This is a genomic window from Nocardia sp. CA-135953, from assembly GCF_050955735.1.
Lineage (GTDB): Bacteria > Actinomycetota > Actinomycetes > Mycobacteriales > Mycobacteriaceae > Nocardia.
On the sequence record NZ_CP192082.1, the window covers coordinates 3,784,274 to 3,809,710 of the forward strand.

The window sequence follows — 25,437 nt, forward strand, 5'->3', positions numbered from 1 at the left end:
GTGTCGGCTGCTCGGTACGCGACTCCGTCCGTTTCGGCGCAGCGGGGCATGCCGGGCGTGATTCGGCCACCAGACTCGTCAGCACTGTTTCGAGCCCGTTCAATCCCGTTGGTGTATTGCGCATCTCAACCCAGATTGCTGTCGTCCTCGGTCCACGTCGTGTCCGCCGCTATGCGGGCAGATGGCCGTAGCCGACGATGTTGATGAAGTAGTTGCCTGGGATCAGTTGGTTCATCGCGTGCCACTGTCCGGCCGGGTCGCGCTGGTAGTAACTCACCGGCAACCAACCGACGTCGTAGCAGACGATGTCGGCGGTGCCGAACGGGCTCCAATATGTGCTCGTACCCGGGCGGCCGGGTTCGAGCGGGGTCGTGAACAGGTGACTGCACGCAGTGATGCTCGGTTCGTAGATCGAGGGCGCGGCCGCGGCAGTCGGCGCGAGGCCGGCCACACCGATACCGCCCAATCCCACACACACCGCGGCAGTCAACGAACGAGGGACAACTCGTCCCATGTCGGTTCTCCTCATCTGTAGCTGGCAGTCTCGTAGCTGAATGCGCCTGATACAAATCCTTGTCTGACCGGCCCTGACTGGCCTACCCGTCGCACCTCGAAGTTCCCCCTGGGCGCACCCACCGGTTGGACAGGAAGATCCGCTGACGTGATTCTGATCGAATAGGTAGAGGACAAACATCAGTATTGTCAGCGCGCCGAGTTCGATTCGTGCCATCATCCGACACCCAAGATTCCCATCTGACCATCAGACCGAACAGTCGAGCTTGTCGGCGAAGCATCGCTCGATGCCCGCGAGATAGCCGGGCGCGGCCGCGCGCAGACGCTCCCGGCCGGCATCGGTGCGGTGCCGACGAGGTCAACGGTGAGGATCCTCCGCGGAGCTACGGATCATCACGTCGAACACGATCCGATCCGCGCAGCTCAGCAACGAGCCTGCGGCTAACCCGCAGCAGCATGATACTGCTCGCGATGCTCGGCCCAAGGCCGTTGGCGCTCTTCCTCACTCATGGCCAACAACTCACGCAACTTCACCCACGCCACCTCATCGACCGGGGTGTAGATCTGCATCCACGCATGCGGAAGCGCAGGCAAACTCATGCTCGTCAAGAACATCTCCAACTCCCCCACCGCCAAATTCCGGATCTGCTTGGTGCGACTCGCCGGAACCGCCACATCGTTGCGCTCCCACAACGACGCGAAAGTCTCACTCTCAGAACACAGCTCAGAGATGAAACGCTGCCAACCCGGATCGCCGAGGTTCTTCGCATACGAACCACGCAGATAACCCACCATGCGCCGCAAATCATCCCAATTATGATGATAGGTATTGCAGCACTGCGGGGTCAGGAACACCCGACGAGCCACATTACGTTCCCCTTTTACGAAACCCGGGCACAGCGCCTCATAGGACTTGTTGTGCGCCAGCACGTCATATCGCGGACTGAGCACTACCGCCGGCAACGGCTCCAAATGATCCAAAATCACCTGAAGCTCTTCCGGCAGAGCCGTTCCCGCATGCGCGGTCGGTACCGTCGGCACATCCGCCAACCGATACAAATGCGCCTTCTCCGCAGCATCCAGAGACAGCGTCCGCGCAACCGAATTCAATACCTGCACACTGACATTGATGCTGCGCCCTTGCTCGAGCCAGGTGTACCACGTCACTCCTATCCCCGCCAATTGCGCGACCTCCTCGCGGCGCAGACCTGGCGTTCGCCTACGGGGTCCCGGAGGAAGCCCCACGTCCTCCGGCGAGATCCTGGCACGACGTGACTTCAGGAATGCCCCCAGCTCAGAACGTCGAGCTTTGCGCACCGCCTGCACATCAACAACATCGGTCATCTAATGATCGTCCCGCACTTCACTAGCAGTATCCAGGTGCCACCAGTACCAGCATCAGCAAGGGCTACAAGCGATCCCCACCCGTGGCGGGAACGCCACGTCGCCTCCGGACACGGTCAAGCGACATGACCTTGCTCATACTTGCCCGGACGGTCAGCGGATAGCGAGTTGCGAGATCTGTAGCAGCCACAGGGGACTGGAGGACAGCGGAAGCGGCCAGAACGCGCGATGCACGATGTGCAGGACTTGATTCGCGGACAGTTGCGGGTGGCCATCACCCCGACGTTCACCGCGTATCTCATCGGACCGCTCATGCACCGGGTTCCGTTCCGCACATCCCCGTATCACCCACCGTCCAGGAGACGACCCAGGAACTTGATGGAGGCAGACCTGGTCGCGGACCGGCTCGACCTCGGCATCGGGTTCATCGGCGCGCACGCCGCAGGTTCTGTCATACCGGCGAGGATCCCGGCTGGGAGGTGATGCTTCAGCACCTCCCGGCATTGGGCACCAGCGTTGTGGTGCTGAGCAACGTGAACGGCTTGGCCACGACATCGGTGACTTCATGGTCAAGTTGGTGCTGAAAGGTTTGTCGGGCCAGTAGATCTCGGATTCTGAATGGCTACGGGAGTCACAATTGCCTCGAGATCGGCGTGTAGACAACGGACGTTCGTCGCCGCGCTCGAAGCATGGTCGACGCCCACTTTCGTGCCTTTCGAGCAGAATCCCGACTCGAACCGCTATGGAAGATCGGCCTCGCGAGGCGAGCCGGGTGCGGAGCACCGTGGCCGCGGGCTACTTCGCGCCGATGCCGTCGCGGAGGAAGTCGCTGAGCTGCTCGCCGAACGGCTTGGCGATCTGGGTGTTGTAGTCGTTCCAGCCTTCTTGCTGTGCCTGCTGCAGGTAGTCGGGCAGCGGTCGATGCAGTTCTTCGCCGACGGCTCGGTCGTGCAGCCGGCTCATCGCGTCGCGCAGGCTCCCGCCTGTCGCGGCGGTGTTGTCCAGTTCGAGTCCACCATCGTGGGTCGAGTAGTCGTAGAGCTCGTACTCCTCCTCGCGCGACGGATCGATCTCCGCGGAGCCCTGCACCCAGTGCGAGTAGCGGACGAACTTCGCGTCGGCGGTCCGGACGGCCACCACATGGCCGGGTGCGTCGCGGTCGAACAGCACCGCGGCCTCCTCGATGGAGTGTTCGTCGGTGGTGTGTACGACCCAGGGCCGTCCCGGCGCGCTCGGGTCGCGGCAGACCGCGGCGATATCGTGTCTGCTTGCCAGATGGGCGTAGCGCTCGTCGGCGCGCCAGCCGTTGCCGCCCGCGCCGATGGTCAGGAGCAGTGGAGCCAGGTCGATGCTGGAGGTCAGCTGGGTGCGGGTGCCGGCTGCCGGCGTGAGGTCACCGCGCGGGTCGTACACGAACAGCGGCACCCGGATGGCCTCGTCGTAGGCCCCGCCTCCCTTGCCGTGCAAGCCGTGTGAGCCGGCGTAGTCACCGTGATCGGAGGTGAACACCACCACGGTATTGGCCGCCACCTCCGGACGGGTCGCCAGTTCCGTCAGTACCCGGCCGATCTGGATGTCCACCTGCTGCTGGAACCACAGGTAGAGATTGAGCAGGTCGATCCACTCCTGGTCGGCGTCGGGCGTGCCGTACGGCGCGACGCCGAAGGTCGCCGCCGATACCTGCACCAAGGCCAGCTGCAGACGAGGCTTGCGCGAGAGTTGTTCGAGGGTCTCGTGATTGGCGGGCAGGGTGTCGATCCAGCGCGGAATGTTGTTGAACGCCAAGGTGCGCCGGGTCCAGCGCGGCCACCACTGGACATCATGCGGGTTGACCAGCGACACCGTCGTACACCAGGGGCCTTGGCCCGCATCGGTATTGAACCAGTCGACGAACTGGTCGACGATCCGGCCGTCCATCTGCAGGCCCTGCTCGGGCGTGCCGTTGGGCGAAGGGTAGGTGCCGCCGTCGAAGCCGTGACGCTCCAACCCGCCCGGCGTCGTGTCGGCGTGGTGGCCCAAATGCCATTTGCCCCACCATGAGGTGCGGTAGCCGTGTTCGCGCAGCATCGAGCCCCAGGTCGGGAAGCTCGGCGACAGCTGCGAGGTCGAGGTCGACAGACAGCCGGTCTGATGTGAGTACAGGCCGGTCACCATCGCGCCCCGGGAGGGCGTGCAGTCGTTGGCGGCGGTGTAATGCTGTTCGAACGAGACCGACTCGGACCGCAATCCGGCGATGTTCGGAAGGACGGTGTCGAGCACGGGCTGGTCCGGGAACCACATGGGGGTCCGCATCTCGTCGACGATGACGACAAGAATATTCGGCTTGTCGGGGTGAATGTCCATGCGCGGCCCGGCGGATGCGCTCGGGCTGCCGGTGGTCATGGCGGCAGTCGCCATGGCAGCGGTCGCCGCCGCTCCGCCACCGAAGAGCCCACGCCTGCTGATCGACACTGTGTCCTACTGCCTTTCGGTCGAGTGCTGGGAAAAAGCGTCCATGAAATGATTCACCACCGACGCGAGCCGAGGACCGTTGTCCTCCTGCAGAAAATGTCCCGCGCCCTCGATCACCGTATGCGGTTGACCGGACGCCCCGGGAATCTTGCGCTGGAAGATCTTCTCGCCGCCGGCTGTGATCGGGTCGCCATCGGAGAAGGCGGTGAGAAACGGTTTGTCGAAGCGGGCCAATTGCTCCCAGGCCTGACGGTTCGCCGCAGCGGCCGGATCGTCGGGCCGGGTCGGGACCAGGAGGGGGAAGGCGCGGGCACCGGCCTTGTAGCTCTCATCGGGAAACGGGGCGTCGTATGCGGCCACAGCCTCGGGGGAAAGCTTTGCCCGACAACCATTTTCGATAATTGCCCCGACCGGGAACTGCGGCGTCTCCTGTGAGAACCGCTGCCAGGCGAGAAAGGCATCGCTCAGCGTTGCCGTTCCGTCGGGAAACCCGGTGTTGGCCGCGACCACCCGGGCGAAGCGATCGGGATGTTCGGCGACGAGCCGCATCCCGATCAGACCGCCCCAGTCCTGGCAGACCAGCGTGATGGACGCGAGATCCAGGTGGTCGAAGAGCGCTTCTCGCAGCCATTCGACATGGCGGGCATACGTGTAGTCAGCTCGGTCGGCGGGCTTGTCGCTGCGGCCGAAGCCGATCAGGTCCGGTGCGACACACCGCCGGCCCGCCGCGACGAGCACCGAAATCATGCTGCGGTACAGGAAACTCCAGGACGGCTCGCCGTGCAGCAGTACGACGACTTCGCCATTTCGCGGGCCCTCGTCGAGGTAGTGCATGCGCAGGCGGGTGTCGTCGCCGTCGCCGGCCACAACTTCGACATAGTGCGGCGGAAACGGAAAGTCGGGCAAGGCCGAGAACCGTTCCTCAGGCGTACGCAGTGCGTGCATAGTTCTGACACTAAATGTTCTTGCATCATGAGTGCAACTATTGCCACGGCTTGTTAGAATGAACCGCGATGGATGGACGTACCGCTCGGGCGGCAAGGAACCGTCAAGCGGTGCTCGATGCCGTGCTGGCGCTCACGGAAGAAGGCGATCTGCAACCGACCGCGCGGGCCGTTGCCGAGCGAGCCGGGGTCGCGACCAGGTCGGTGTTCCATCACTTCACCGATCTCGAGTCGATGTATGCTGCTGCCGCCCAGACGCAAATGGAGCGACATTGGTTTCCCCTGCTCCGTCCGGTGATCGGCGATCGGGGTCATCGCATCGAGACCCTGGTCGAGCTGCGAGCCGAACTGTACGAGCGCATTTCGGGCACCCGCCGCGCCGCCGTGTTGCGCGAGCACGAATCCGCCGTCCTCGCCGAGCGTTTGCAGGAAAGCCGCGCCGCCTTGCGCGCCCACCTGCGCGCCAACCTCCCCGAACTCGAGCGCCTCGACCGCCCCGCCCGCGAGGCCGCCTACGCTGCCGCTTCATGGGAGACCTGGGACGTATTCCGCCGTCATCAAGGCCTTTCCGCGGATGCCGCCCGAGCCGCTGTCGTCGCTACCCTCACCGCCCTGCTCGCACCCGCGCCGACCGTCATCGACGGAACCGCCGCGGTCATCGGCTGACCGTGGTGCGGACTCTTCGACACCAGAAACGCACGCGCAGAACGGGATCCGGGTCGCTGGATGAGCAGATAAGCCTGAATTGTCCAGGCGAAACTGTCGAGACCCATTCCAGCGCCGGGCGGGCAGTCCATGGCCGATCCTGTGTGGCCCACACCTGCATCGATCTGCGCCGTCCGGGTGACCGAGTCGAGCCGGGAGAACAGCGTGCTGGATGGGCTCGACGGGCACCGAAATACTCGGCTCTTCCTGGGTGGGTGTGGGCTACCACAACCGAACCGCCGGATCGGCTACGGTTCACGTCGCACCAACCTGCGTGATCCCTCATGTCGAGAGGTGAAGTCTGTTGTCGGTGAACCTGTTCTGGCGTTCGATGTCTGTAGTCGCGGTGACCCTGCTGATGGCTGTGCCGGCGTACAGCCAGGCGGCCCCGGTGGACGACGCGCACCCGATCGGGTTGGACCGGTTCTATCACCAGCGGCTCGAGTGGAAGCCTTGCGGCGTCGAGAATGTCGACAGGGCCGGTGGCGAGTGCGCGGATGTACTGGTGCCCCTGGACTACGAGAATCCCGACGATCGAACGATGACCGTGGCGATTTCGCGGGTGAAGGCAGGCGATCCGGTGCGGCGGCGGGGAATTCTGCTGTCCAATCCGGGCGGCCCCGGTGCGGAGGGGCTGGACAGTCTGGATCTGCTCGGTGATGTGCTCTCGCCCGAGGTCTTGGCGAGTTATGACCTGATCGGCATGGATCCGCGCGGGGTCGGCGAATCCGGTCGGAGTCCGAGGTGCGGGTGGCCGGTAGGCGAGATGATTCGGTCGGCGGGTCTGGATCCGCTGGGATTCGTGCACGACACCGTTCAGTCCGCGGGGATGGCCGCGACCTGCCTGATTCGTGATCCGAACAAGTTGAGGCAGTTCACCACTCGCAACACCGCACGTGACATGGACATTGCGCGAGGCGCCCTCGGTGAGGAGAAGGTCAACTTCTACGGCGTGTCCTATGGCACCTACCTCGGTGCCGTGTTCACGCAGATGTTCCCCGACAGGAGTGACCGCGTCGTGCTCGATAGCTCGATCGACCCGGACCGGTATTGGGAGGGCTTGGTTCAGGATTGGGGTCCGGCAGACGAGATCGCGCTGGACGACTGGGCCGGCTGGGTTTCCGGTCGGGATGACGAGTTCCGGCTCGGTGCGACTCCGCAGCAGGTGCGGGCGAAGATCGAGGACCTCGTTCGCATCGCCGCACGCCAACCCATTGTCATCGATGGGTTTGCCATCGACGATCACTGGCTTCCGTTCATCCTGCACGGATTGCTGATGAACTTCCGGCTGAACGAAGCGATGGCCGCAACCGTGCGGGAGATCGCCGACGCCGCCGGCGGTCCGCCCACCACATCGCGAACACCCCGGCTTCGCGCCATCGTGGAGGCGCTGCGCGACAACGAGAACTCGGTGCTTGCACAGATCGCCTGCGGCGACGTCGGGGCACCGATTGATCCGACCTGGTACTGGCGCAACATCGAAGAGACCCGCGCCACGCAGCCGGTGTTCGGCGCGCTGGCGAACAACATCCAGCCGTGCGCCTTCTGGCCTCGGCCGGTCGAGCCTCCGACTGTCGTCCGGAATTCGGTGCCCGCGCTCATCTTGCAGGCGACGGGAGATCCCCGAACTCCTTATGCCCACGGCGTCCGATTGCATCAGGACATGTCCGAGTCACGGATGGTGACGCTGCAGGATGTCCGTATCCACATGACATTCCGGCCCGAACTGAGCAACTGCGTGAACAACACGATCAATACATACTTCAGCGTGGGGACCATGCCGGATACAGACATCACCTGCTACGCGGATGCAGAAGCCGCAGACCGGACTCGCGCCGCTTCCACGCCGGAAACCACCTGAGCCGTCTTATCGAGCTGCGCGAATGATCTTATCGGATCTCGCCGTTTTGGCTGTTTCCAGCCACTCACGGCCTGCAGACACCTGGGTGATCAGAAGGTGACGAATGGATGCACACAGAGCAGTTCGGCGACATGACGAATCCGACGAACAACGAGGTGTCCGAATTCTTGGGCGGTTTGGGTCCACCCCCGCTTCGGTGGCCTCCAACTGAAGTACCGCAACTGACGCAACTCAACCCGCCGACGCTAGCCGACCCGACCCATTCGATCACCCACAGCGAGTCGCCGACTCGAGCCGCGCGCAATCACCTGGATGGCAGCGGTTCCGGAGTAGAGGCGCGAGTCATCGAATCGCTACGCGATGCTGTCGTACGCGATCGTCCCGAATCCCGCCAGCGATATTCCAGGTGCCGGCAATGGCTTCAGTGCGAGCGAATATCGCGAAGGACGTCCCGCGCTCGGTCGAATACGGCCAATGGCGGGCTCATCACGAGGTTCGCCAGTCCGGTCTCTCCCGCACGGGGGTGCGGGCGGGTCGGGGCGAGTCTCTCGGCGGCGCGCACCATGCCGGCCCAGCGTTCGAGTTGGTTGACCGAGAACTGTTTGAGCAGGAAGGGGAATTCCTCGGTCTCCTCGTGTGCGGCATGTGCGGAGATCTTATCGGCCAATGCGGCGAGCTTCGCATCGAAATCCGGATGGTCGACGCCCATGTCGTACAGTTCGGCCAGTGCGTGCTTCAGCGCGTTTTCCTCGGCCAGTCTGGGGCCGATGATGTCGTCGGCGCCGAAAGCCGCGCGCCGTGCCACCGCATGCACGACCTCCTCCTCGGCGGTTTCGTGTACCGCGAGTAGGCGCACCAGCTCGGTGAACAGTTCCCGCCTATCGTCCTGGCCCGATTTCAGCTTCTCGAGCAGGCGCCGGATCTGCTCGTGCTGGTCGGTCAGCAGATCGATCACATTCTGATCCAGCTTTCCCATCGTGCACCTCATTTCTGCGGCGGAGTACTACACATCTTCCTCCGAAGGCCGACCAGCGCGCCACGGGCAAACTCGCCACCGAGCCGTTTGCTACCTGCGCCCCTGGGTAGGTCGGCACTATGGACCATGCCAGAGCCCCTCTACTCGAAGCCCTGGTCGAATACCGTGAGCTGGGCCGATACGGTTTCACCCCGCCCGGCCACCGACAGGGCCGCGGCGCGGACGAGCGTGTGCGACGCATCCTCGGCGCCGAGACATTCGGTTCGGATGTCCTCGGCAACAGCGGACTCGACGACCGCCGGGCAAGCGGTGGCTACCTGGCGCGCGCCGAGGAGTTGATGGCCGACGCGGTCGGCGCCGACTACGCGTTCTTTTCGACCTGCGGTAGTTCACTGTCGGTCAAGGCGGCGATGATGGCGGTCGCGGGAGGTTCACCGGGGCTGCTGGTAGCGCGCGACAGTCACAAGTCGATCGTTGCCGGTTTGATCTTCTCCGGTGTGCAGCCGCGCTGGATCACCCCGCGCTGGGATGCCGAGCGGCACCTGTCCCATCCGCCGTCGCCCGAGCGGATCCGCGAAACCTGGGAGCGCTATCCGGATGCGGCGGGGACCTTGATCGTCAGCCCGAGTCCATACGGAACGTGCGCCGATATCCGGGGTATCGCGGAGGTGTGCCACGAGCGTGGTAAGCCGCTCATCGTCGATGAGGCGTGGGGCGCGCATCTACCGTTCCACGACGAATTGCCCACGTGGGCAATGGATGCGGGCGCGGATGTCTGTGTGGTCAGCGTGCACAAGATGGGCAGTGGGTTCGAGCAGGGTTCGGTCTTCCATCTGCAGGGCGATCTGGTCGAACGCGAGCGTCTGTCGGCATGTGCCGATCTCTTGATGACCACCAGCCCGAATGTCATGGTGTACGCGGCATTGGACGGGTGGCGACGTCAGATGGTCGAGCACGGTAACGAATTGCTCGGCACCACACTGAAATTGGCCGGACAACTACGCGCCGATATCGAGGACATTCCGGGATTGCACGTAATGGAGGACGAGTTGCTCGGCGCTGAGGCGTCGCACGACCTGGACCGGCTGCAGGTCCTCATCGATGTCGACGAGCTCGGGCTGTCCGGCTATCAGTGTGCCGATTGGCTGCGGGAGCACGCGCGCATCGACGTCGGACTCAGCGATCACCGCCGGATCATGGCGACGCTGTCGATGGCCGACGACGAGTCCACCACCAGGCGGCTGCTCGATGCACTGATGTCGCTGAGCGCGGCGGCCCCGGAAATTCCTGCGCCGGAACCGATTCGACTTCCCGATCCGCAAGATCTCGAACTCGATACCACGATGCTACCCCGCGACGCGTTCTTCGGGGCCGTCGATACGGTCGAGATGAAGTCCGCTGCCGGGCGGATCGTCGCCGAACAGCTCACGCCGTATCCGCCCGGCATACCGGTCGCGGTGCCTGGGGAGAGGCTGAACGAGGCCGTGATCGACTACCTGGTCACCGGCGTTCGCGCCGGAATGATGGTGCCGGATGCCGCCGACAGTTCGATGCGGACGGTCCGGGTGGTCGCGAACTGACGCGCCGAATCAACTCGGCTCCGGTCGGCGGAACAGTGTGAGCGTCGCGGGGCGGCTGGTGAAGGTGAAGTCGTTGCCGCGGTGCTCGACCTCGCCGTCGGTGGCCAGGGCGACCGCGCCACCGTCGACGTGCACGGTCAGCCGGTCGGCGCGGCGGTTGACATAGGTCGCGGAGCGGTCGAGGGTGCCGGTGAGGGTGGCCCAGATCAGCCGGGTTCGGGAAAACGGCAGGTCCGCACGCAGATATCGGATGTCGAGCGTGCCGTGGCGCAGCGCGGGACGCGACATCGGGATCTGGTGGGCGGGACGGTAGTGGCCGTTTCCGACGAACAGCATCCAGATGGCGGTGCGGGTGCCGTCGATGGTCGTCGGGAGCGGTTGGGCCCGAAACAGCACGCGCACCATGGCAATTCCCGCGGCGGGCCATTTACCGAGGCGTGGCTCCCAGTGTTCGCGGATGCGGACGAAGTCGGGATAGCCGCCCAGGCTTGCGGTATTGACGAAGGTGCGCGGGCCGAGTCTGTCGGATCGCACCTCGGCGGTATCGGTTCGGACCGCGTCGCCGGATTCCAGTGCGGCCAAAGTGTGCTCGGGGTGCTCGACCCCGGTGTCGCGGGCGAAATGGTTGAGGGTGCCACCGGCGAATACCGCCAGGGGCAGCCGATGTTCGACTGCCGCTGCCGCGACGGCCGAAACTGTTCCGTCGCCGCCGAATACGCCGAGTGCGGCGACGTGGTGGCCGCGGGCACGTTCGGCGAGCTGGGCGGTGAGGTCTTCGGTCACCGCCAAAACCTCAGCGGCGGGCAGGTTTTCGTGTAGTAACTGCAGTTGCTCCGAGTCGGCGCCGCTGCCCGAATCGGTATTGACGACGAGCAGCAGCCCGAATCCGTTGCGCATAGCCGTGATTCGTTCACGCGGACCCAGCTCGGCGGGCTCATCGTCGCGCTGCGCCCACCAGCGCCGGGTACCGAGGGCGATCGCACTGCCCAGTGCCGCGCCCGCGATCACATCGGAGGGCCAATGCACGCCGATGTGTACGCGTGAGTAGCCGACGGCCGCCGCTATCGGCGCGACAACGACCGCGGCGGCCGGAGATTCGAGGGCGACGCCGGTTGCGAAGGCCGCCGCGGAGGCGGAGTGGCCGGAGGGGAACGAGGAGGACACCGGCGGTTTCACCAGCCGTCGCACGAACGGCACCGACTCGTCCGGCGGTCGGCGGCGCGGAAACAGCGGCTTCGCGATGCCGTTTGCCACCGAACTGGCCAGCGCGACCGAGAGCAGCCCGCGCACTGCCGCCCGTCGCGGCGCTCGGCCGCCCATCGACATCAGCGCCGCCACGACCAGCCACAGGCGACTGTGGTCGGCGCTCATGCTCAATGTTCGCAGGAACCGATCGGCAGGGGTCGGCCGCACCCGGGCACTTCGCGCCACCAGCCACGCATCCACGTGACTCGATAGCTTCGGTGACTGCTTGCGCATACCCACAGGCTATCGGGCCAGGTGCGGTCAGCCACGGCAGTGCCGGCCGCACCCCTCGCTTCAGCCCCGTTGAACTGCGATAACGCACCGGCGCAGGCCGCGCGCTTCGCTGCCGCACCGGGCCGGATTCCGCTGCCGGTCAGCGCGATATCCGGCGCACTCGTCGCACTGTTCCTCGATTGGCTCGACGGCGATGTCGAGGCAAATCGCGACGAGGTGGTCGACTACGCCACTCGACTCACCATCACCATTCTCGAGCTCACCTGACTACAGCAGCCCACGCAACCGCAGATCGCTGACGTATTTGTCGATGAGCTCAGGGGTCAGATGCGGAATATCTCTTTCGACACCGACTTCGGCGGCTTGTACGGCAGCGGTGAACCCCTTTGCCGGGATGACGGCGCCATGGATCGGCCGAGCGGGTCGGGTGTAGGCGTGCAGCAGCGGTAGCAGCGAGGCCTGGCGCTGTTTCTCGGGGAGACCGCGCAGTGCGGTTTCGAATCGGCTCAACCATTCCTGATAGTCGTCGATCCGGCGGATGGGGTGGCCGGATTCGATGAGCCAGTCGACGAATTCGTCGAGGGAGACGCCGTCGTCGTGCGGGTTGAGGACATCGAAGGTGTGGAAATCGGTGCGCGCCTGGACGCCGATGGCGGTGATCGATTCGGCGGTGAAGTCGACGGGCAGCCCGTCGTAGTGTGCGCGTTGGCGCTTGCCGTCGGCATCGGTCTCGTAGAAGGAGTACGGGGCGATGCCGGTGGCCACCAGACTCAGCAGCAGCCGGGTGAACATATCCGGAATATTGAGCTGGCCACCGAATCGGCTGTGCGCCAGGATCATATCGGATCGGAAGACGGCGACCGGAAGTCCGCACAGATCGTGTGCCTCCCGCAGCAGGACCTCCCCCGCCCATTTGCTGTTGCCGTAGCCGTTGGCGTAGCTGTCGTCGATGGCACGCGTGGCGCTTATTTCGCGGATGTCGCCGTCCTCCTCGAAGGACGACGGCTGGATCTGGGCGGCGACGGCCACTGTGGACAGATACGTAACGGGCTTGATCCGGGTGGTGATGGCCAGGCGGATCAGTTCAGCGGTACCGACGACATTGGGGCCGAACAGCTGGTCGTAGGGCAGGACGTGGTTGACCAGCGCGGCGGGATGCACGATCAGATCGACGGTGTCGGCCAGCCGATGCCACGTCACATCGTCCAGACCGAGATTCGGCTCGCCGATATCACCGGGCAGCACTTCGAGGCGGCGGGCCGCCAGCTCGCGGTAGTGCCGCAGCAGGTCCGGATCACCGCTGTCGAAGGCATCGTCGAGACGCTTGCGCGCTGCCGCGACGTCTCTGCCGCGGATGATGCAGATGAGTGTGCCGCCCGTCGTGTCGAGTCGCTCGAGCCATTCCAGGCAGAGGAAGCGGCCGAGGTAGCCGTTGGCGCCGGTCAGCAGCACCATTTGCGTCTCGGTCGTGTGCGGGAGAGTCGTTGCGCCGGATAGTGTTTGCGCGTCGATGAACTTGTCCAGTGTCAGTTCATCCGCACGCGCGACGCCGCCGTGGGTATGGACCGCGGCGAAGGTGGGCCGGATGGCGCCGGACGCCTGCGCCGACTCGACATACTCCGCCAACTCACGTAATCCGTTGGCCGGGCTGACGATAACGCCCACCGGTACATCGACGGCGAAAATATCGCGCAGCAGATTAGAAAATGACAGCGCCGACAGGGAATCGCCGCCCAGATCGGTGAAATGCGCATCCGGTCGTAGATCGGTTGTCGCACAACCGAGCAATGCCTGCGCGGCTCGGCTCACGGTTTCCAGAACCGGCAGGTCGGCGGCGTCGTGGCGCAGTGTGAGCAGTTCGTTCGCCTGCCCTTCGGCCAGGTCGGTGTACAGCTGCTGCAGCCGCTCGCCGTAGCGCTCGATCAACTTGGGACGCAACAACTTACCGATACCGGAGAGCAGACCGTTTTCGGTGGTGAAACGTTCGGTTTCGATAAGGAAGTCGCGTGGGATCTCGTACGACTCCAGATCGGCCTCCTTGGCGATGCGCTGCAGCGAATCACTCAGTGCCGCTTTGGGATCTGCGCTACGGAGCGTCTCTTCGGTCGGGACGACAACCGCGAGCAGGTAGGCGCGCTCACTGCTGCCGTATACGAAGATCTGCTCGAGCAGCGGGCTGCTGGCATATACGGCTTCCAGGTGTGCGACCGCGACGAATTCGCCTTGAGAAAGCTTCAGCACATTATTGCGACGGTCGAGGTACACGAGTTCATCGGGTCCGAGCTCGGCCACGATGTCACCGGTCCGGTAGAACCCGTCCGCGTCGAATATCTCTGCGGTGACCTCGGGGCGCTTGTAGTATCCGGGAATCATGGTGCTGGTCTTCAGCAGCAACTCACCGCGCGGATGCGGCTGGTCGGTACCGAAATATCCCAGCTCCGGCACGTCCACCAGCTTGTAGTCGAGCACAGGTGGACGGTGGATCACATTGTCGACCATGACGGCGCCCCCCGCCTCGGTCGAACCGTAGCCATCGTGCAGGTCCATCTCGATGACCGATTCCATGAATGTCTTCATCTCGGCGGCCAGTGGCGCACTACCGACGATGGGCGATAGGAATCGGCCGCCCAGAAAGTTCTCGCGCAGTTCGGTTTTCACCGCACGGTCTAATTCGGCGCGGTCGATGCCCGGTTCGGCGCGAAGTGCCATTTCGCTCTGATAGCGCTGGAAAACCATATCGCACACGCGTGGCACGAAGAACATCTCGGTCGGCCGAACGAGGCCGATATCCTCGAAAAGCGTCGATACATCACTCTTGGCCGTGAAATACGCCGTGCCGCCGCGGGCCAGCACGCCGTAGAGCGACATGCGTCCGGCCATGTGGCTCATCGGCATGTAGTTCAGGCCGATCCCCCCGACCTCCGGCTGGACCAACCACATGGCGGTTACCAACCGGCTGGTGTACATCGCGCCCTTGGGGGTTCCGGTGCTGCCGGAAGTGTAGATCAGCAGCTCCAAAGCGTCATCGTCGTCGGGTACGAACAGCGGCGCGGGCGGCAGGGTACCGCCGCGTTCGACTACCGACTCCAGCGATTCCACCACTATCGGCGTGTTCGCCAAGCGGTCGCGGGCGGATTCGAATGCGTCGCGCTGATCATCGTCCTCGGGGTGGTAATCGAAGACTACGAGGCGTTCCGGCGTCGGACCCGCGAGCACGCATTCCACTGCGGTAGTGAGAGTCTCGGGTGTCGCGGCGAGGATGCGTGGTTCGGTCTCGGCAATGATCGCCGACAATTGCTTCGGTGCCGCACCTGCCTGCAGCGGCACCGCGACCGCGCCGAGATATAGACAGGCCAGATCGAGCGTGGTGTAGTCGCCGCTGGTGAAGCCGAGTGTCGCGATGAAGTCACCCGCTTTGACGGGGTTGTCGGGATTGTGATGCCAGGCTGCGGCGATCGCACCGACGCGCGCCCACAACTCGCCGTAAGTGATGGTGGCGAATTCGGGCAGCGGTTGCAGCGTGCACCGTCCGGACTCGTCCGTGGCGGGTTCGAGGACCCGGTGCCCGAGCGCGGGCCGGTCGGCGTAGGCCGCCACGACCGTAGCCACGATCTGCGATGGCCGCATTCCGGGTTCTCGGATCGCGGCGAAAGTCTCCGGTTTCGGTCGCGCGTTGCGAATGTCCGGATAGGTGGCGTACAGGTCGGCGATGCGGTTCATGACCTGTTCCATCCGCGTATCAATAATCATGGCCAGCCTCCTTCGATCGCATGTCAACCGTCGGTTGTTCTGTTCAGATTGAAGACGCCTGTATCCAGTAACCCGTTAGCCTGGCTAAATATTCCAGGGCGGTCCATTTTCGGCAACGGGCCTGGCCATATCATTGCGCTGCGCGGCGCTTTGCGATGCTGAAACCATGACGATCCCGCTTCCCCGGTCGGTATCCAGGTGTTGCCAGTACCAGTATTATCGGACTCCTGTTACTGGTGTCGGATCGGTTGCAAGCTCATGACATGACTCAGACCTTGCAGCCGGGTAACGCTGCGGCCACGTCGGCCGTTGCGGAATCGGCAGTTCAACCCGCCGCGTTCGGTGCGCGGCGGACCATCGCGGTGCTCGCGGTATTGCTCACCGGGCAGTTCATGGCGGTACTCGATGCCTCGATCGTGAATGTCGCCATTCCTTCTATTCGTACGTCATTGCATACCAGTGGATCCGCACTGCAGTTGATCGTCGCGGGGTATGTGATCGCCTATGCGGTGCTGCTCGTGACCGGTGCGCGATTGGGTGATCGGTTCACTCAGCGCCACACCTTCATAACCGGGCTCGCGGTGTTCACCGTCGCCTCACTGGCCTGTGGGTTGGCCTGGAATGAGTTCTCGCTCATCGTATTCCGGTTCCTGCAGGGCGCGGGGGCCGCCGCGATGATTCCGCAGATCATGACCATGATCCAGCGGAATTTCACCGGTAATGCCAGGGCCAAGGCGCTCAGCGCGTACTCGGCGATCATTTCCGGCGGCATGGTCGTCGGTCAGGTGGCGGGCGGATTGATCGTCAATGCCGACCTTTTCGGGAGTAGCTGGCGCGGCGTGTTCCTGGTGAATGTGCCGATCGGTGCGGTGCTTCTGTTGATTGCGCCGCGGGTACTGCCAACGGCCGCTGCGCGATTCGATCGGAAACTCGATCTCGCGGGTCTGACCATGCTCACCATCTCGGTGCTGCTGCTCGTGTTGCCGCTGGTGCTGGGGCATGAGCAGAACTGGCCGCTGTGGACATGGATCACGTTGGGTGCCGGCGTGATCGGTGTCGGAATGTTCGTTGCGATAGAGCGGGCGGTCGCGGCCCGCGACGGTGAACCGCTGTTCGCACAGCGGGTGCTGAAATCGCCGGGCCTGGCGCTCACCGCGGGCACGCTCTTCACGATCATGGCGACCTTCGGTGGCTGGATGTTCGTCATGGCGATCCACCTGCAGAGCACCCTCGGCTACACCGCACTACACGCGGGTCTGCTGTTCATCCCGATGGGCGCGACCTTCGCGCTGGCCAGTTTGAACTGGGAGCGCATCCCACATCGCCTGCACGCCAACATGATTCCCTTCGGCCTGGTGGGAGCCGCGGCCACCATGGTGGCGTTGGGCATGATGCTGCGCAACGGCGCCGACTTCGGTCCGCTGCCGCTGGTCGTCTTCGGGATCCAGGGCATCGGTTTCGGCCTGGCCTTCAGCCCGCTGATGACCCGCACCCTGGCCAGGATTCCGATGGCCCTCGCGGCCGATGCCAGCGGCATTCTGGTGACCAGTGTGCAACTCGGCATCGTGGTCGGTATCGCCTGCTTCGGGTCGGTATTCCTCGGCCTCATCGGCAGTACGGCGCACTCGGCCGCACATGCGTTGGGCGGCACCGCCATTGCGGAGGGTGTCACAGTTTTGGTTGCCGCTGCGCTGTCTGCCCGCGCCGCGCGGTAGTGCAATCGATCCCGGATTCGCTCGGTGGCGACTCCGGGATCACCGCCATCTCGCGATCGTCGATTCGGATCATCGCGACGCAAATCATGGCGGTGGCGGCCAAGTTTGACGATTGTCATACCAATGAGCAGAAATGTCTTCGCGGTGGGCATCGAACTGGATGGCGAGGGATATCACCCGGCCGCGTGGCGGCGGGCCGCACATGCGCCCGACCAGTTGCTCACCGGAAATACGCTGCGCAAACGGGTGAGCGCCGCCGAGAATGCCGGTTTCACCCTCGCCACCTTCGACGATTCGATCCTGCCACCCACCGGGCATCCGGCGGGGCGGATCGACGGGGTGACGCGCGCTTCGTTCGTCGCGGCGACAACCAGCACCATCGGCCTGGTAGCCACGGTCGCGACCACTTACGCCGAGCCGTTCCACACGTCGTCACAACTGGCCACGCTCGATTACGCCTCGCGTGGGCGCGGCGGGTGGATCGCCACGACCGACCCCGCAGCCGCCACCACCTGGGGACGCCCGCCACGCACAGCTGAGGCGGAACTCGCACGCGAACAACGAGATTCGATCGAGGCCGCGCGTCGGCTGTGGGATTCGTGGGAAGACGACGCCGTGGTGCGCGACTATACGGCGAGCCGATTCTTGGATCGAGACAAGCTGCACTACATCGACTTCAGCGGCGAAACGTTCTCGGTGAAGGGTCCGGCGATTGTGCCGCGGCCACCGCAGGGGCAGGTGGTCGTCTTCGCGCACGACACCGCTGATGCCGACGTCGTCCTGGTCACCGGAGCCGACCTCGCTCAGACCCTCGCCGCCGCGGACCACGCGCGGGCCACCGGTGCGCTGGTGTTCGCGGAACTCGATGTCGCCCTGGACATTCCGCACGCGACGGCCGCCGAACGACTCGCCGACCTGGGCAAGCACGCGGCCGCGAATCGCACCGAGCGCCTGGCGTTCTCGGGCTCCCCGGCCGAACTCGTGCGCCTCATTACCGAACTCGCTCGCCATGTCGACGGCGTGCGCCTGCATCCGGCCGTCATCGACGAAGACCTCCCGGCGCTGGCGCGCTACGGCCTGCCCGCCCTGTTCCGCGCCGGCGTCGCCCACCGTCCGGTGCCGGGTTCGACCCTGCGCGCCAATCTCGGCCTGGAGCGGCCGATCAACCGCTATGCGAAGGATCAGCAATGATGTCCGAGGTTCCTTTCCCCGACGCACAGGTTCATTTCGGCGTCTTCTTCCAGGGCGTCAACCACAGCACCATCTGGTCGGATTCGAGCAGCGGCTCACAGATCGACTTCGAAACCTTCCGGCGGATCGTCACCACGGCCGAGCGCGGACTCTTCGACGCATTCTTCCTCGGTGAGGGCCTGCGCCTACGCGAGCAGAACGGAAAGCTCCTCGATACCGATATCGCCGGGCGTCCCGACGCCATTGCCCAGTTGGCGGCGCTGGCCGGCATCACCAGCCGGATCGGTCTGGTCGCCACGCAGAACACCACCTACAACGAACCCGCCGATCTCGCCCGCCGACTCGCGGGCCTGGATCTGCTGTCCGGCGGCCGTGCAGGCTGGAACGCGGTCACCACCGACAATGCCTGGACCGGTGCGAATTTCCGGCGCGGCGGTTTCCTCGACCACGCGCAGCGCTACGAGCGCGCGGCCGAATTCATCCGGACGGCCCGCGAGATCTGGGATGCCTGGGCCGATAATGCGATCGCGACCTCGCGTCACGACACCGATTGGGCCGCATCGGATTCGGTGCGGACGGTGACCCGCGACAACGAGCACTTCCAAGTATCGATCACGCCGACGCTGCCACGCAGCGCCCAGGGCCATCCGGTGATCTTCCAAGCCGGTGATTCACCAGCGGGCCGCGATTTCGCGGCGACCCATGCGGAGGTCATCTTCTCCAGGCACGGAACACATTTCGACGCCGCGCTCGCATTCGCGAACGATATTCGAGCACGCCTGGAACGCGCGGGCCGACCGGCCGATGACATCAAGATCCTGCCCGGCACCCAGATCGTTTTGGCGGAGCGGGAATCCGAGGTCGAGGAGAAGGCGCGCTGGGTGCTGGAGGGCCAATTCACCGGACAGACCGCGCTTTCCCTGGTCGGGCAGGTGTGGGGTCGCGATCTGTCGGATCTCGATCCGGACGGTCCGCTGCCCGCGGACGACCCACAGCCCCGGGTGATTTCGGGCGAGCGCGGCGCACAGCGCGACGGTCAGGATCCGGTGGCGATCGCCCGGCAGTGGCGGGCGCTGGCCGAGGCCAAGAATCTGTCGCTGCGCCAGGTCGCCATCGAGACCTCGCAGCGGTCCGGATTCGCCGGGACACCGAGCCAGGTCGCCGACGAACTCACCCGGTGGGTCCGCCACGGTGCGACCCACGGGTTCAATATCTCGCCGTATCTGGTGCCGACCGGACTCGACGAGATCGTCGACTGGCTGATTCCTGAATTGCAGGAGCGCGGGTCCTATCGCACCGCCTACACAGGCACCACCCTGCGCGAACATCTCGGGCTGCGACCGCCGCTGACCAGGCGCAGATAGCCAGGTCCGATCCGCGAAACATGGCCGGTTTGTCACCGAAACCGAACCCGAGGCCGCGTCGTACTCGTATGTTTGCCATACGCAGTGCAGATCGGAGAGGGATAGTGCAAGCAGGGGTTACCGTGGATTATGTGATCGTCGGTTCCGGATCGGCCGGCGCGGTTCTGGCCAACCGGCTCAGCGACGATCCGGATGTTTCGGTGGTGGTGCTCGAGGCCGGACCGCCGGACAAGAACAGGTTCGTCCATATCCCGGCGGCATTCGCCAAGCTGTTCCGCTCGGAGGTGGATTGGGACTACCTCACCGAACCGCAGCCCGAGCTGAAGAATCGGCAGATCTACTGGCCGCGCGGGAAAATGTTCGGCGGATCGTCGTCGATGAACGCGATGATGTGGGTGCGCGGATTCCGTGCCGACTACGCCGAGTGGGCACTGCTGGCCGGAGACGAGTGGGGGTTCGCGGCGGCGGTAGAGCAGTTCCGCAAGATCGAGTCAGTCGAGGACGCCCAGTATCCGGATGAGGGTGCGACCGGGCCGCTGCATATTTCGCGGCAGCGCAGTCCGCGCGCTTTGACCGCGGCATATTTGGCCGCGGCCAAGGAATCCGGATTCCTTGTGGAGCCACCGAATCGGCCGCAGCCGGAGGGCTTCAGCGAGACCATGGTCACCCAGCGCGGCGGCAGGCGGTGGAGTACGGCCGACGGGTATCTGAAGCCCGCGATGCGCCGTGCGAATCTCACCGTCTGTACCGAGGCGCTCGCGTCGCGGATCATCTTCGAAACCTCGCCGACCGGAGGGCGGCGCGCGACGGGTGTGGAGTACCGCAAGGACGGCGTCATACAAACGGTGTCCGCCAGGCGTGAGGTGTTGCTCTGCGGTGGTGCGATCAATAGCCCGCAGCTGCTCATGCTCTCGGGTATCGGCGATCCGGACGAGCTGGCCCGCCATCACATTCCGCTTGTGCACAATGCGCCCGAGGTGGGCGCCAATCTGCAGGACCACCTGGTTGCGGCGCTCGGCTACGGCGTGGAATCCGATTCGCTGTTCACGGCGGAGAAGCCACGTCAGCTGCTCGATTATCTGATCCGACACCGCGGCATGCTCACCTCCAATGTCGGTGAGGCCTACGGTTTCATCCGCAGCCGGTCCGATCTCGAATTGCCCGATCTGGAGCTGATTTTCGCGCCCGCGCCCTTCTTCTACGAGGGTCTCGTGGATCCGACCGAGCACGGGGTTGTGCTGGCGACGGTGCTGTTGCGGCCGCACAGCCGCGGCCGGATCTCGCTGGGTTCCGGTGATCCCACCGCCAAACCGATCATCGACCCACGCTATCTCTCCGATAGCGGTGGCGCGGACCGGGCCGCGATCATGTCTGGTCTGCGCGTGTGCGCCGAACTGGCCGCTGCGCCAGCTCTGAAGGCGGCACTCGGGCCGCTGATCTATCCTCCGCAGGCTCCGGCCGAGCTCGAAGCCGCGATGGAATTGACACTGAACGGCTACTCGCACACCCTGTATCACCCGGTCGGCACCTGCCGGATGGGTACCGATGCGGGCAGTGTCGTGACGCCGCGACTGGAAGTGCGTGGGGTGCAAGGACTCCGCGTTGCGGACGCGTCGGTGATGCCGTTGCTGATCCGCGGGCATACGCATGCGCCGAGTGTGTTCATCGGCGAGCAAGCGGCTCAGTTCATTCTGCATGGTTAGCACACTGCCGCAGGCGAAGAGTTTCGATAGACCACCATTGGGTTGCCGGTCGGGCCCCACGGGACTCTTCGCGGCGGCGGAATGTGCCGGGCAGCAAGGGAATCAGTGGCCCCGAGTTCGTGCCACAGATCGGGCTCGAAATGGCATGCCATACAATATCGCATTGCATGCTTGTGCGCATAACGTGCTGTGCCGCACCGAATGTCAAAGCGTTCGCCTCACCGATTGGTGTTGTGCCGCAGTGACTCGCCTCGTCGAGGCGAGTCTTCTGGTCTCCGTCGAAAGTGGTGCGGCAGCACCGCGCAGGACAATGACACCCAGCAGGACAGCGACGTCCGGCGGCGCGCCGATATTCGGGAGCGCAGCGGCACCGAGCAGCACGACAACACCCAGCAGGGCGATGACACTCGGCAGTACAACAACCTCCAGCCGCATATCGACACCCGATAGCACGACAACACCCAGCAGCACGACAACACCCAGCAGCGCCGCGGGCTCGATCGCGGGCGTGGGGCGGCGTCAGGCGTAGGCGAACAGGGCCAGGGAGCCTGCCGACAGCAGCAGGTAGGGCATGGGATACGCGATGTCGGCGTACAGCTTGGCTCGGACGATGGTGATTTCCGCGCCGAGGAAGTAGAGGACCAGGCAGAGGGCGGCAGTGAGCCCGAGTGGCGGGTAGGCCAGGCCGATCAGGAGGCCGAGGCCGCCGAGGGCTTTCAGGATGGCCAACGGGTTGAGAGTCCATCGTGGGAGGCCGTAGCCGCGCATGGTCTCGTGCACCTGTTCCGCTTTGACGATATCGAAGCCGGTGGCGGCGAATGCGGCTGCGGCGGCGAGGATGGTGACGACGGCATATGCGACAAACATGGGAACTACCCTCCAGGTATCTCGGTTCAGCGGGTCTGCGATCGTGGGTGGGACACCCGATCGCCCTATTCACGTGACGAATGCCGACCGCGAAAGGTGACCGATGCACGCACAGGAGTTGTTGGCGCGACGATTCGAGACGCACCGCGATCACCTGCACGCGGTCGCCTACCGAATGCTCGGATCGGCCAGTGAAGCCGAGGACGCCGTGCAGGAGGCCTGGCTGCGGCTGGACCGCTCCGACACGAGCGAGGTCGAGAATCTGGCGGGGTGGTTGACCACGGTGGTCTCCCGGATATGTCTCGATATGCTGCGCTCGCGAACCGCCCGGCGCGAGGATCCGATCGATCGGCTCGCTGAACTCGGCGACGCCGCCTACGACCGCGATCCGGAAAGCGAAGCAGTGCTGATCGATTCGGTCGGGCGCGCGCTATTGGTGGTGCTGGATACGCTCGGTCCGGATGAGCGGGTGGCGTTCGTGTTGCACGATATGTTCGCCGTTCCCTTCGATCAGATCGCACCGATCGTCGGGCGCACCAGCGTCGCCACCAAGAAGCTCGCCAGCCGGGCTCGGACCCGGGCACACGGCGGTGCGAGCGCGTCCACCGCCGAACTCGCGCGGCAGCGACATGTCGTGGATGCCTTCCTCGCCGCCGCCCGCAGTGGCGATCTCGACGCACTGCTCGCGGTCCTCGCGCCCGATGTGGTGCGTACCGCCGATCCGGCCGCGCTGCCCTCGGGAACGGCGCCGGTCGCGCGGGGTGCGCAGGCGGTGGCCCGCGAGACCGTCATCCTGCGCCGCCGCTCCCAGGTCGCCACGCTCGCGCTGGTCGACGGCGCGGTCGGGATCATTATCGCGCCGCGCGGCAAACTGCTGCTCGCGTTGGCGGTTACGGTCGCAGACGACCGGATCGCGGGCTACGAGGTGATCGCCGATCCGACCCGCCTGCGGCACCTGGAGATCGCCGTCCTTCCCGAATTGCCCTGAGCCAGAGGAATTCAGGTGTCGCGCAGTACGCCGCCACCCAACTGACGAAGGCGACTTCAGTCGCAGACGACACCCGAGGACGCCGAACCGACCAACTTCGAATACTCGGCGAGCGCGTCGCAAAGATTCCGAGACCTCGGTAAGACAGGTGGGCTTATCGTGCGGGCGAGCCGAATGGTCGCTTACCGAATGCATCCGAACCACCATGTGACTCACCTCGACAGCCGATCCGGCCAACGGGATCGACTGTCGTCGACTCCTGCTTCAGTCGCAGACCGCACCGAAGGACGCCGAGCCGACCAACTTCGAGTATTTGGCGAGCACGCCACGGGTGTAGCGGGGCGGCAAGGGTTTCCAGCCTTCGCGGCGGCGGTCGAGTTCTTCAGGGGCGATGAGAAGGTCGAGGGTGCCTGCGGCAACGTCGAGGCGGATCTGGTCGCCGTCGTGGACGAAAGCGATCGGCCCGGCATCGACCGCCTCGGGAGCGACATGGCCGACGCAGAGACCGGTGGTGCCGCCGGAGAAGCGTCCGTCGGTCAGCAACAGCACGTCCTTGCCGAGGCCCGCACCCTTGATGGCCGCGGTGATCGCGAGCATCTCGCGCATGCCGGGACCGCCCTTGGGGCCCTCGTAGCGGATGACCACCACATCGCCCGTGGTGATCGTGCCGTCCTCTAGCGCGTCCATCGCCGCCCGCTCGCGATCGAAAACCCGTGCCGTACCTATGAATACGTCCGAATCGAAGCCTGCCGACTTGACCACCGCGCCGCCGGGCGCGAGCGATCCGGCGAGGATGGTGATGCCACCGGTCGGGTGGATCGGAGATGCCATGGCCCGCACCACTTTTCCGTCGGGATCGGGCGGCGCGATGGTGGCGAGGTTCTCCGCGACCGTGCGACCGGTGACGGTCAGGCAGTCGCCGTGCACCAGTCCGGCATCGAGCAGCGCCTTCATCATCACCGGCACGCCGCCGATCCGGTCGACATCGGTCATCACATGTCGCCCGAAGGGTTTCACATCGGCGAGGTGCGGCACCCGGCGGCCGATGCGCGCGAAGTCCTCGAGTGCCAGATCGACTTTCGCGTCGTGGGCGATCGCCAGCAGATGCAGTACGGCATTGGTGGAGCCGCCGAACGCCATCACCACCGCGATCGCGTTCTCGAAGGCCTCCTTGGTGAGAATGTCGGCCGTCGTGATTCCCCGCCGCAGCAATTCCACCACCGCCTCACCGCTGCGCCGCGCGTAACCGTCGCGCCGCCGATCGGTCGCGGGCGGTGCCGCACTGCCGGGCAGCGACATACCCAATGCCTCGGCCGCGCTCGCCATGGTGTTGGCCGTGTACATGCCGCCGCAGGCGCCCTCACCCGGACAGATGGCCCGTTCGATGGCGTCCACATCCTCGCGGCTCATCAAACCGCGCGAGCAGGCGCCGACCGCCTCGAACGCATCGATGATCGTCACTTCGCGCTCGCTGCCATCGCTGAGTTTCGCGATACCGGGCAGGATCGAGCCCGCGTACAGGAACACACTCGCCAGGTTCAGTCGCGCCGCCGCCATCAGCATGCCGGGCAAGGATTTATCGCATCCGGCCAGCAGCACCGAACCGTCGAGCCGCTCGGCCTGCATGACGGTTTCCACACTGTCGGCGATCACCTCCCGCGATACCAGGGAGAAATGCATGCCCTCATGCCCCATGGAGATGCCGTCCGAAACCGAAATGGTCCCGAATTCCATCGGATACCCGCCGCCCGCGAACACCCCCTCCTTGCAAGCCTTGGCGAGCCGGTCCAGCGACAGATTGCACGGCGTGATCTCGTTCCACGAAGAGGCCACCCCGATCTGCGACTTGCCCCAGTCGCCGTCGTCCATGCCCACCGCCCGCAACATGCCACGTGCGGCCGTCTTCTCCAGACCATCGGTGACATCGCGACTACGCGGCTTGATATCGGGACCGTTCGGATCATTGACCATGGCCACATCATTCCCCGCCCGCATCCCCCACCGCT

Annotated in this window: 18 protein-coding genes and 1 pseudogene; 10 read left to right on the forward strand and 9 right to left on the reverse strand. The window is 64.9% G+C overall.

Going from position 1 to position 25,437, the window contains the following annotated elements; translation table 11 throughout:
- Positions 1 to 169: 169 nt before the first annotated feature.
- Positions 170 to 514 (reverse strand): hypothetical protein, encoded by a 345-nt coding sequence (locus ACQPXH_RS17545; RefSeq protein ID WP_433597604.1) that lies wholly within the window; start codon positions 512 to 514, stop codon positions 170 to 172.
- Positions 515 to 954: 440 nt separating this feature from the next.
- Positions 955 to 1,857, reverse strand: a complete 903-nt coding sequence (locus tag ACQPXH_RS17550) for a helix-turn-helix transcriptional regulator (RefSeq protein WP_433597605.1) — start codon at positions 1,855 to 1,857, stop codon at positions 955 to 957.
- 219 nt (positions 1,858 to 2,076) lie between these two features.
- On the opposite strand from ACQPXH_RS17550, the pseudogene ACQPXH_RS17555 reads away from it, so the two are divergent.
- Positions 2,077 to 2,304 (forward strand): annotated as a pseudogene (locus ACQPXH_RS17555) (LysR substrate-binding domain-containing protein); the annotation flags it as partial.
- 348 nt (positions 2,305 to 2,652) lie between these two features.
- On the opposite strand, the gene ACQPXH_RS17560 reads toward ACQPXH_RS17555, so the two are convergent.
- Both ACQPXH_RS17560 and ACQPXH_RS17565 read right to left on the reverse strand, forming a co-directional pair.
- Positions 2,653 to 4,254 (reverse strand): sulfatase-like hydrolase/transferase, encoded by a 1,602-nt coding sequence (locus ACQPXH_RS17560; RefSeq protein ID WP_433603488.1) that lies wholly within the window; start codon positions 4,252 to 4,254, stop codon positions 2,653 to 2,655.
- Between the two features lie 60 nt (positions 4,255 to 4,314).
- Positions 4,315 to 5,253 carry a haloalkane dehalogenase gene (locus ACQPXH_RS17565; protein WP_433597606.1) on the reverse strand — a complete coding sequence of 313 codons (939 nt, stop codon included), beginning with the start codon at positions 5,251 to 5,253 and terminating at the stop codon, positions 4,315 to 4,317.
- 68 nt (positions 5,254 to 5,321) lie between these two features.
- Here ACQPXH_RS17565 and ACQPXH_RS17570 point away from each other — a divergent pair, with 68 nt between their 5' ends.
- Both ACQPXH_RS17570 and ACQPXH_RS17575 read left to right on the forward strand, forming a co-directional pair.
- Complete coding sequence (locus ACQPXH_RS17570; protein ID WP_433597607.1) at positions 5,322 to 5,918, forward strand: TetR family transcriptional regulator; 597 nt, start codon at positions 5,322 to 5,324, stop codon at positions 5,916 to 5,918.
- 349 nt (positions 5,919 to 6,267) lie between these two features.
- On the forward strand, positions 6,268 to 7,818 hold the full coding sequence (locus ACQPXH_RS17575; RefSeq protein ID WP_433603489.1) for an alpha/beta fold hydrolase: 1,551 nt from the start codon (positions 6,268 to 6,270) through the stop codon (positions 7,816 to 7,818).
- Positions 7,819 to 8,239: 421 nt separating this feature from the next.
- Here the strand turns inward: ACQPXH_RS17575 and ACQPXH_RS17580 are convergent, their stop codons facing one another.
- On the reverse strand, positions 8,240 to 8,794 hold the full coding sequence (locus ACQPXH_RS17580) for a hemerythrin domain-containing protein (protein ID WP_433597608.1): 555 nt from the start codon (positions 8,792 to 8,794) through the stop codon (positions 8,240 to 8,242).
- Between the two features lie 119 nt (positions 8,795 to 8,913).
- Between ACQPXH_RS17580 and ACQPXH_RS17585 the strand changes: the two genes are divergently transcribed.
- Entirely contained in the window at positions 8,914 to 10,374 is a 1,461-nt protein-coding gene (locus tag ACQPXH_RS17585; RefSeq protein ID WP_433597609.1) for an aminotransferase class I/II-fold pyridoxal phosphate-dependent enzyme, read from the forward strand.
- A 9-nt stretch (positions 10,375 to 10,383) separates the two neighbouring features.
- On the opposite strand, the gene ACQPXH_RS17590 is transcribed toward ACQPXH_RS17585, so the two are convergent.
- On the reverse strand, positions 10,384 to 11,853 hold the full coding sequence (locus tag ACQPXH_RS17590; RefSeq protein ID WP_433597610.1) for a bifunctional phosphatase PAP2/diacylglycerol kinase family protein: 1,470 nt from the start codon (positions 11,851 to 11,853) through the stop codon (positions 10,384 to 10,386).
- A 39-nt stretch (positions 11,854 to 11,892) separates the two neighbouring features.
- Here ACQPXH_RS17590 and ACQPXH_RS17595 point away from each other — a divergent pair, with 39 nt between their 5' ends.
- Entirely contained in the window at positions 11,893 to 12,120 is a 228-nt protein-coding gene (locus ACQPXH_RS17595; RefSeq protein WP_433597611.1) for a hypothetical protein, read from the forward strand.
- Here the strand turns inward: ACQPXH_RS17595 and car are convergent, their stop codons facing one another.
- The gene (car, locus tag ACQPXH_RS17600; protein WP_433597612.1) at positions 12,121 to 15,603 is read right to left on the reverse strand and encodes a carboxylic acid reductase; all 3,483 of its coding nucleotides are present in this window, start codon (positions 15,601 to 15,603) and stop codon (positions 12,121 to 12,123) included.
- A gap of 263 nt (positions 15,604 to 15,866) precedes the next feature.
- On the opposite strand from car, the gene ACQPXH_RS17605 reads away from it, so the two are divergent.
- From ACQPXH_RS17605 to ACQPXH_RS17620, 4 genes are all read left to right on the forward strand, one after another.
- On the forward strand, positions 15,867 to 17,318 hold the full coding sequence (locus ACQPXH_RS17605; RefSeq protein WP_433597613.1) for an MFS transporter: 1,452 nt from the start codon (positions 15,867 to 15,869) through the stop codon (positions 17,316 to 17,318).
- Between the two features lie 123 nt (positions 17,319 to 17,441).
- Positions 17,442 to 18,509 carry an LLM class flavin-dependent oxidoreductase gene (locus tag ACQPXH_RS17610; protein WP_433597614.1) on the forward strand — a complete coding sequence of 356 codons (1,068 nt, stop codon included), beginning with the start codon at positions 17,442 to 17,444 and terminating at the stop codon, positions 18,507 to 18,509.
- The gene (locus ACQPXH_RS17615) at positions 18,509 to 19,873 is read left to right on the forward strand and encodes an NtaA/DmoA family FMN-dependent monooxygenase (protein WP_433597615.1); all 1,365 of its coding nucleotides are present in this window, start codon (positions 18,509 to 18,511) and stop codon (positions 19,871 to 19,873) included. The genes ACQPXH_RS17610 and ACQPXH_RS17615 overlap by 1 nt, the downstream gene beginning before the upstream one ends.
- A 68-nt stretch (positions 19,874 to 19,941) precedes the next feature.
- On the forward strand, positions 19,942 to 21,576 hold the full coding sequence (locus ACQPXH_RS17620; protein WP_433597616.1) for a GMC family oxidoreductase: 1,635 nt from the start codon (positions 19,942 to 19,944) through the stop codon (positions 21,574 to 21,576).
- A 519-nt stretch (positions 21,577 to 22,095) separates the two neighbouring features.
- Here the strand turns inward: ACQPXH_RS17620 and ACQPXH_RS17625 are convergent.
- On the reverse strand, positions 22,096 to 22,443 hold the full coding sequence (locus ACQPXH_RS17625; protein ID WP_433597617.1) for a DoxX family protein: 348 nt from the start codon (positions 22,441 to 22,443) through the stop codon (positions 22,096 to 22,098).
- Positions 22,444 to 22,546: 103 nt separating this feature from the next.
- Here ACQPXH_RS17625 and ACQPXH_RS17630 point away from each other — a divergent pair, with 103 nt between their 5' ends.
- Positions 22,547 to 23,431 (forward strand): sigma-70 family RNA polymerase sigma factor, encoded by an 885-nt coding sequence (locus ACQPXH_RS17630; RefSeq protein WP_433597618.1) that lies wholly within the window; start codon positions 22,547 to 22,549, stop codon positions 23,429 to 23,431.
- 264 nt (positions 23,432 to 23,695) lie between these two features.
- Here ACQPXH_RS17630 and ilvD read toward each other — a convergent pair whose 3' ends face one another.
- A complete protein-coding gene (gene ilvD / locus ACQPXH_RS17635; protein WP_433597619.1) occupies positions 23,696 to 25,402 on the reverse strand; it encodes a dihydroxy-acid dehydratase in 1,707 nt (568 codons plus the stop codon).
- Between the last annotated feature and the right edge of the window lie 35 nt (positions 25,403 to 25,437).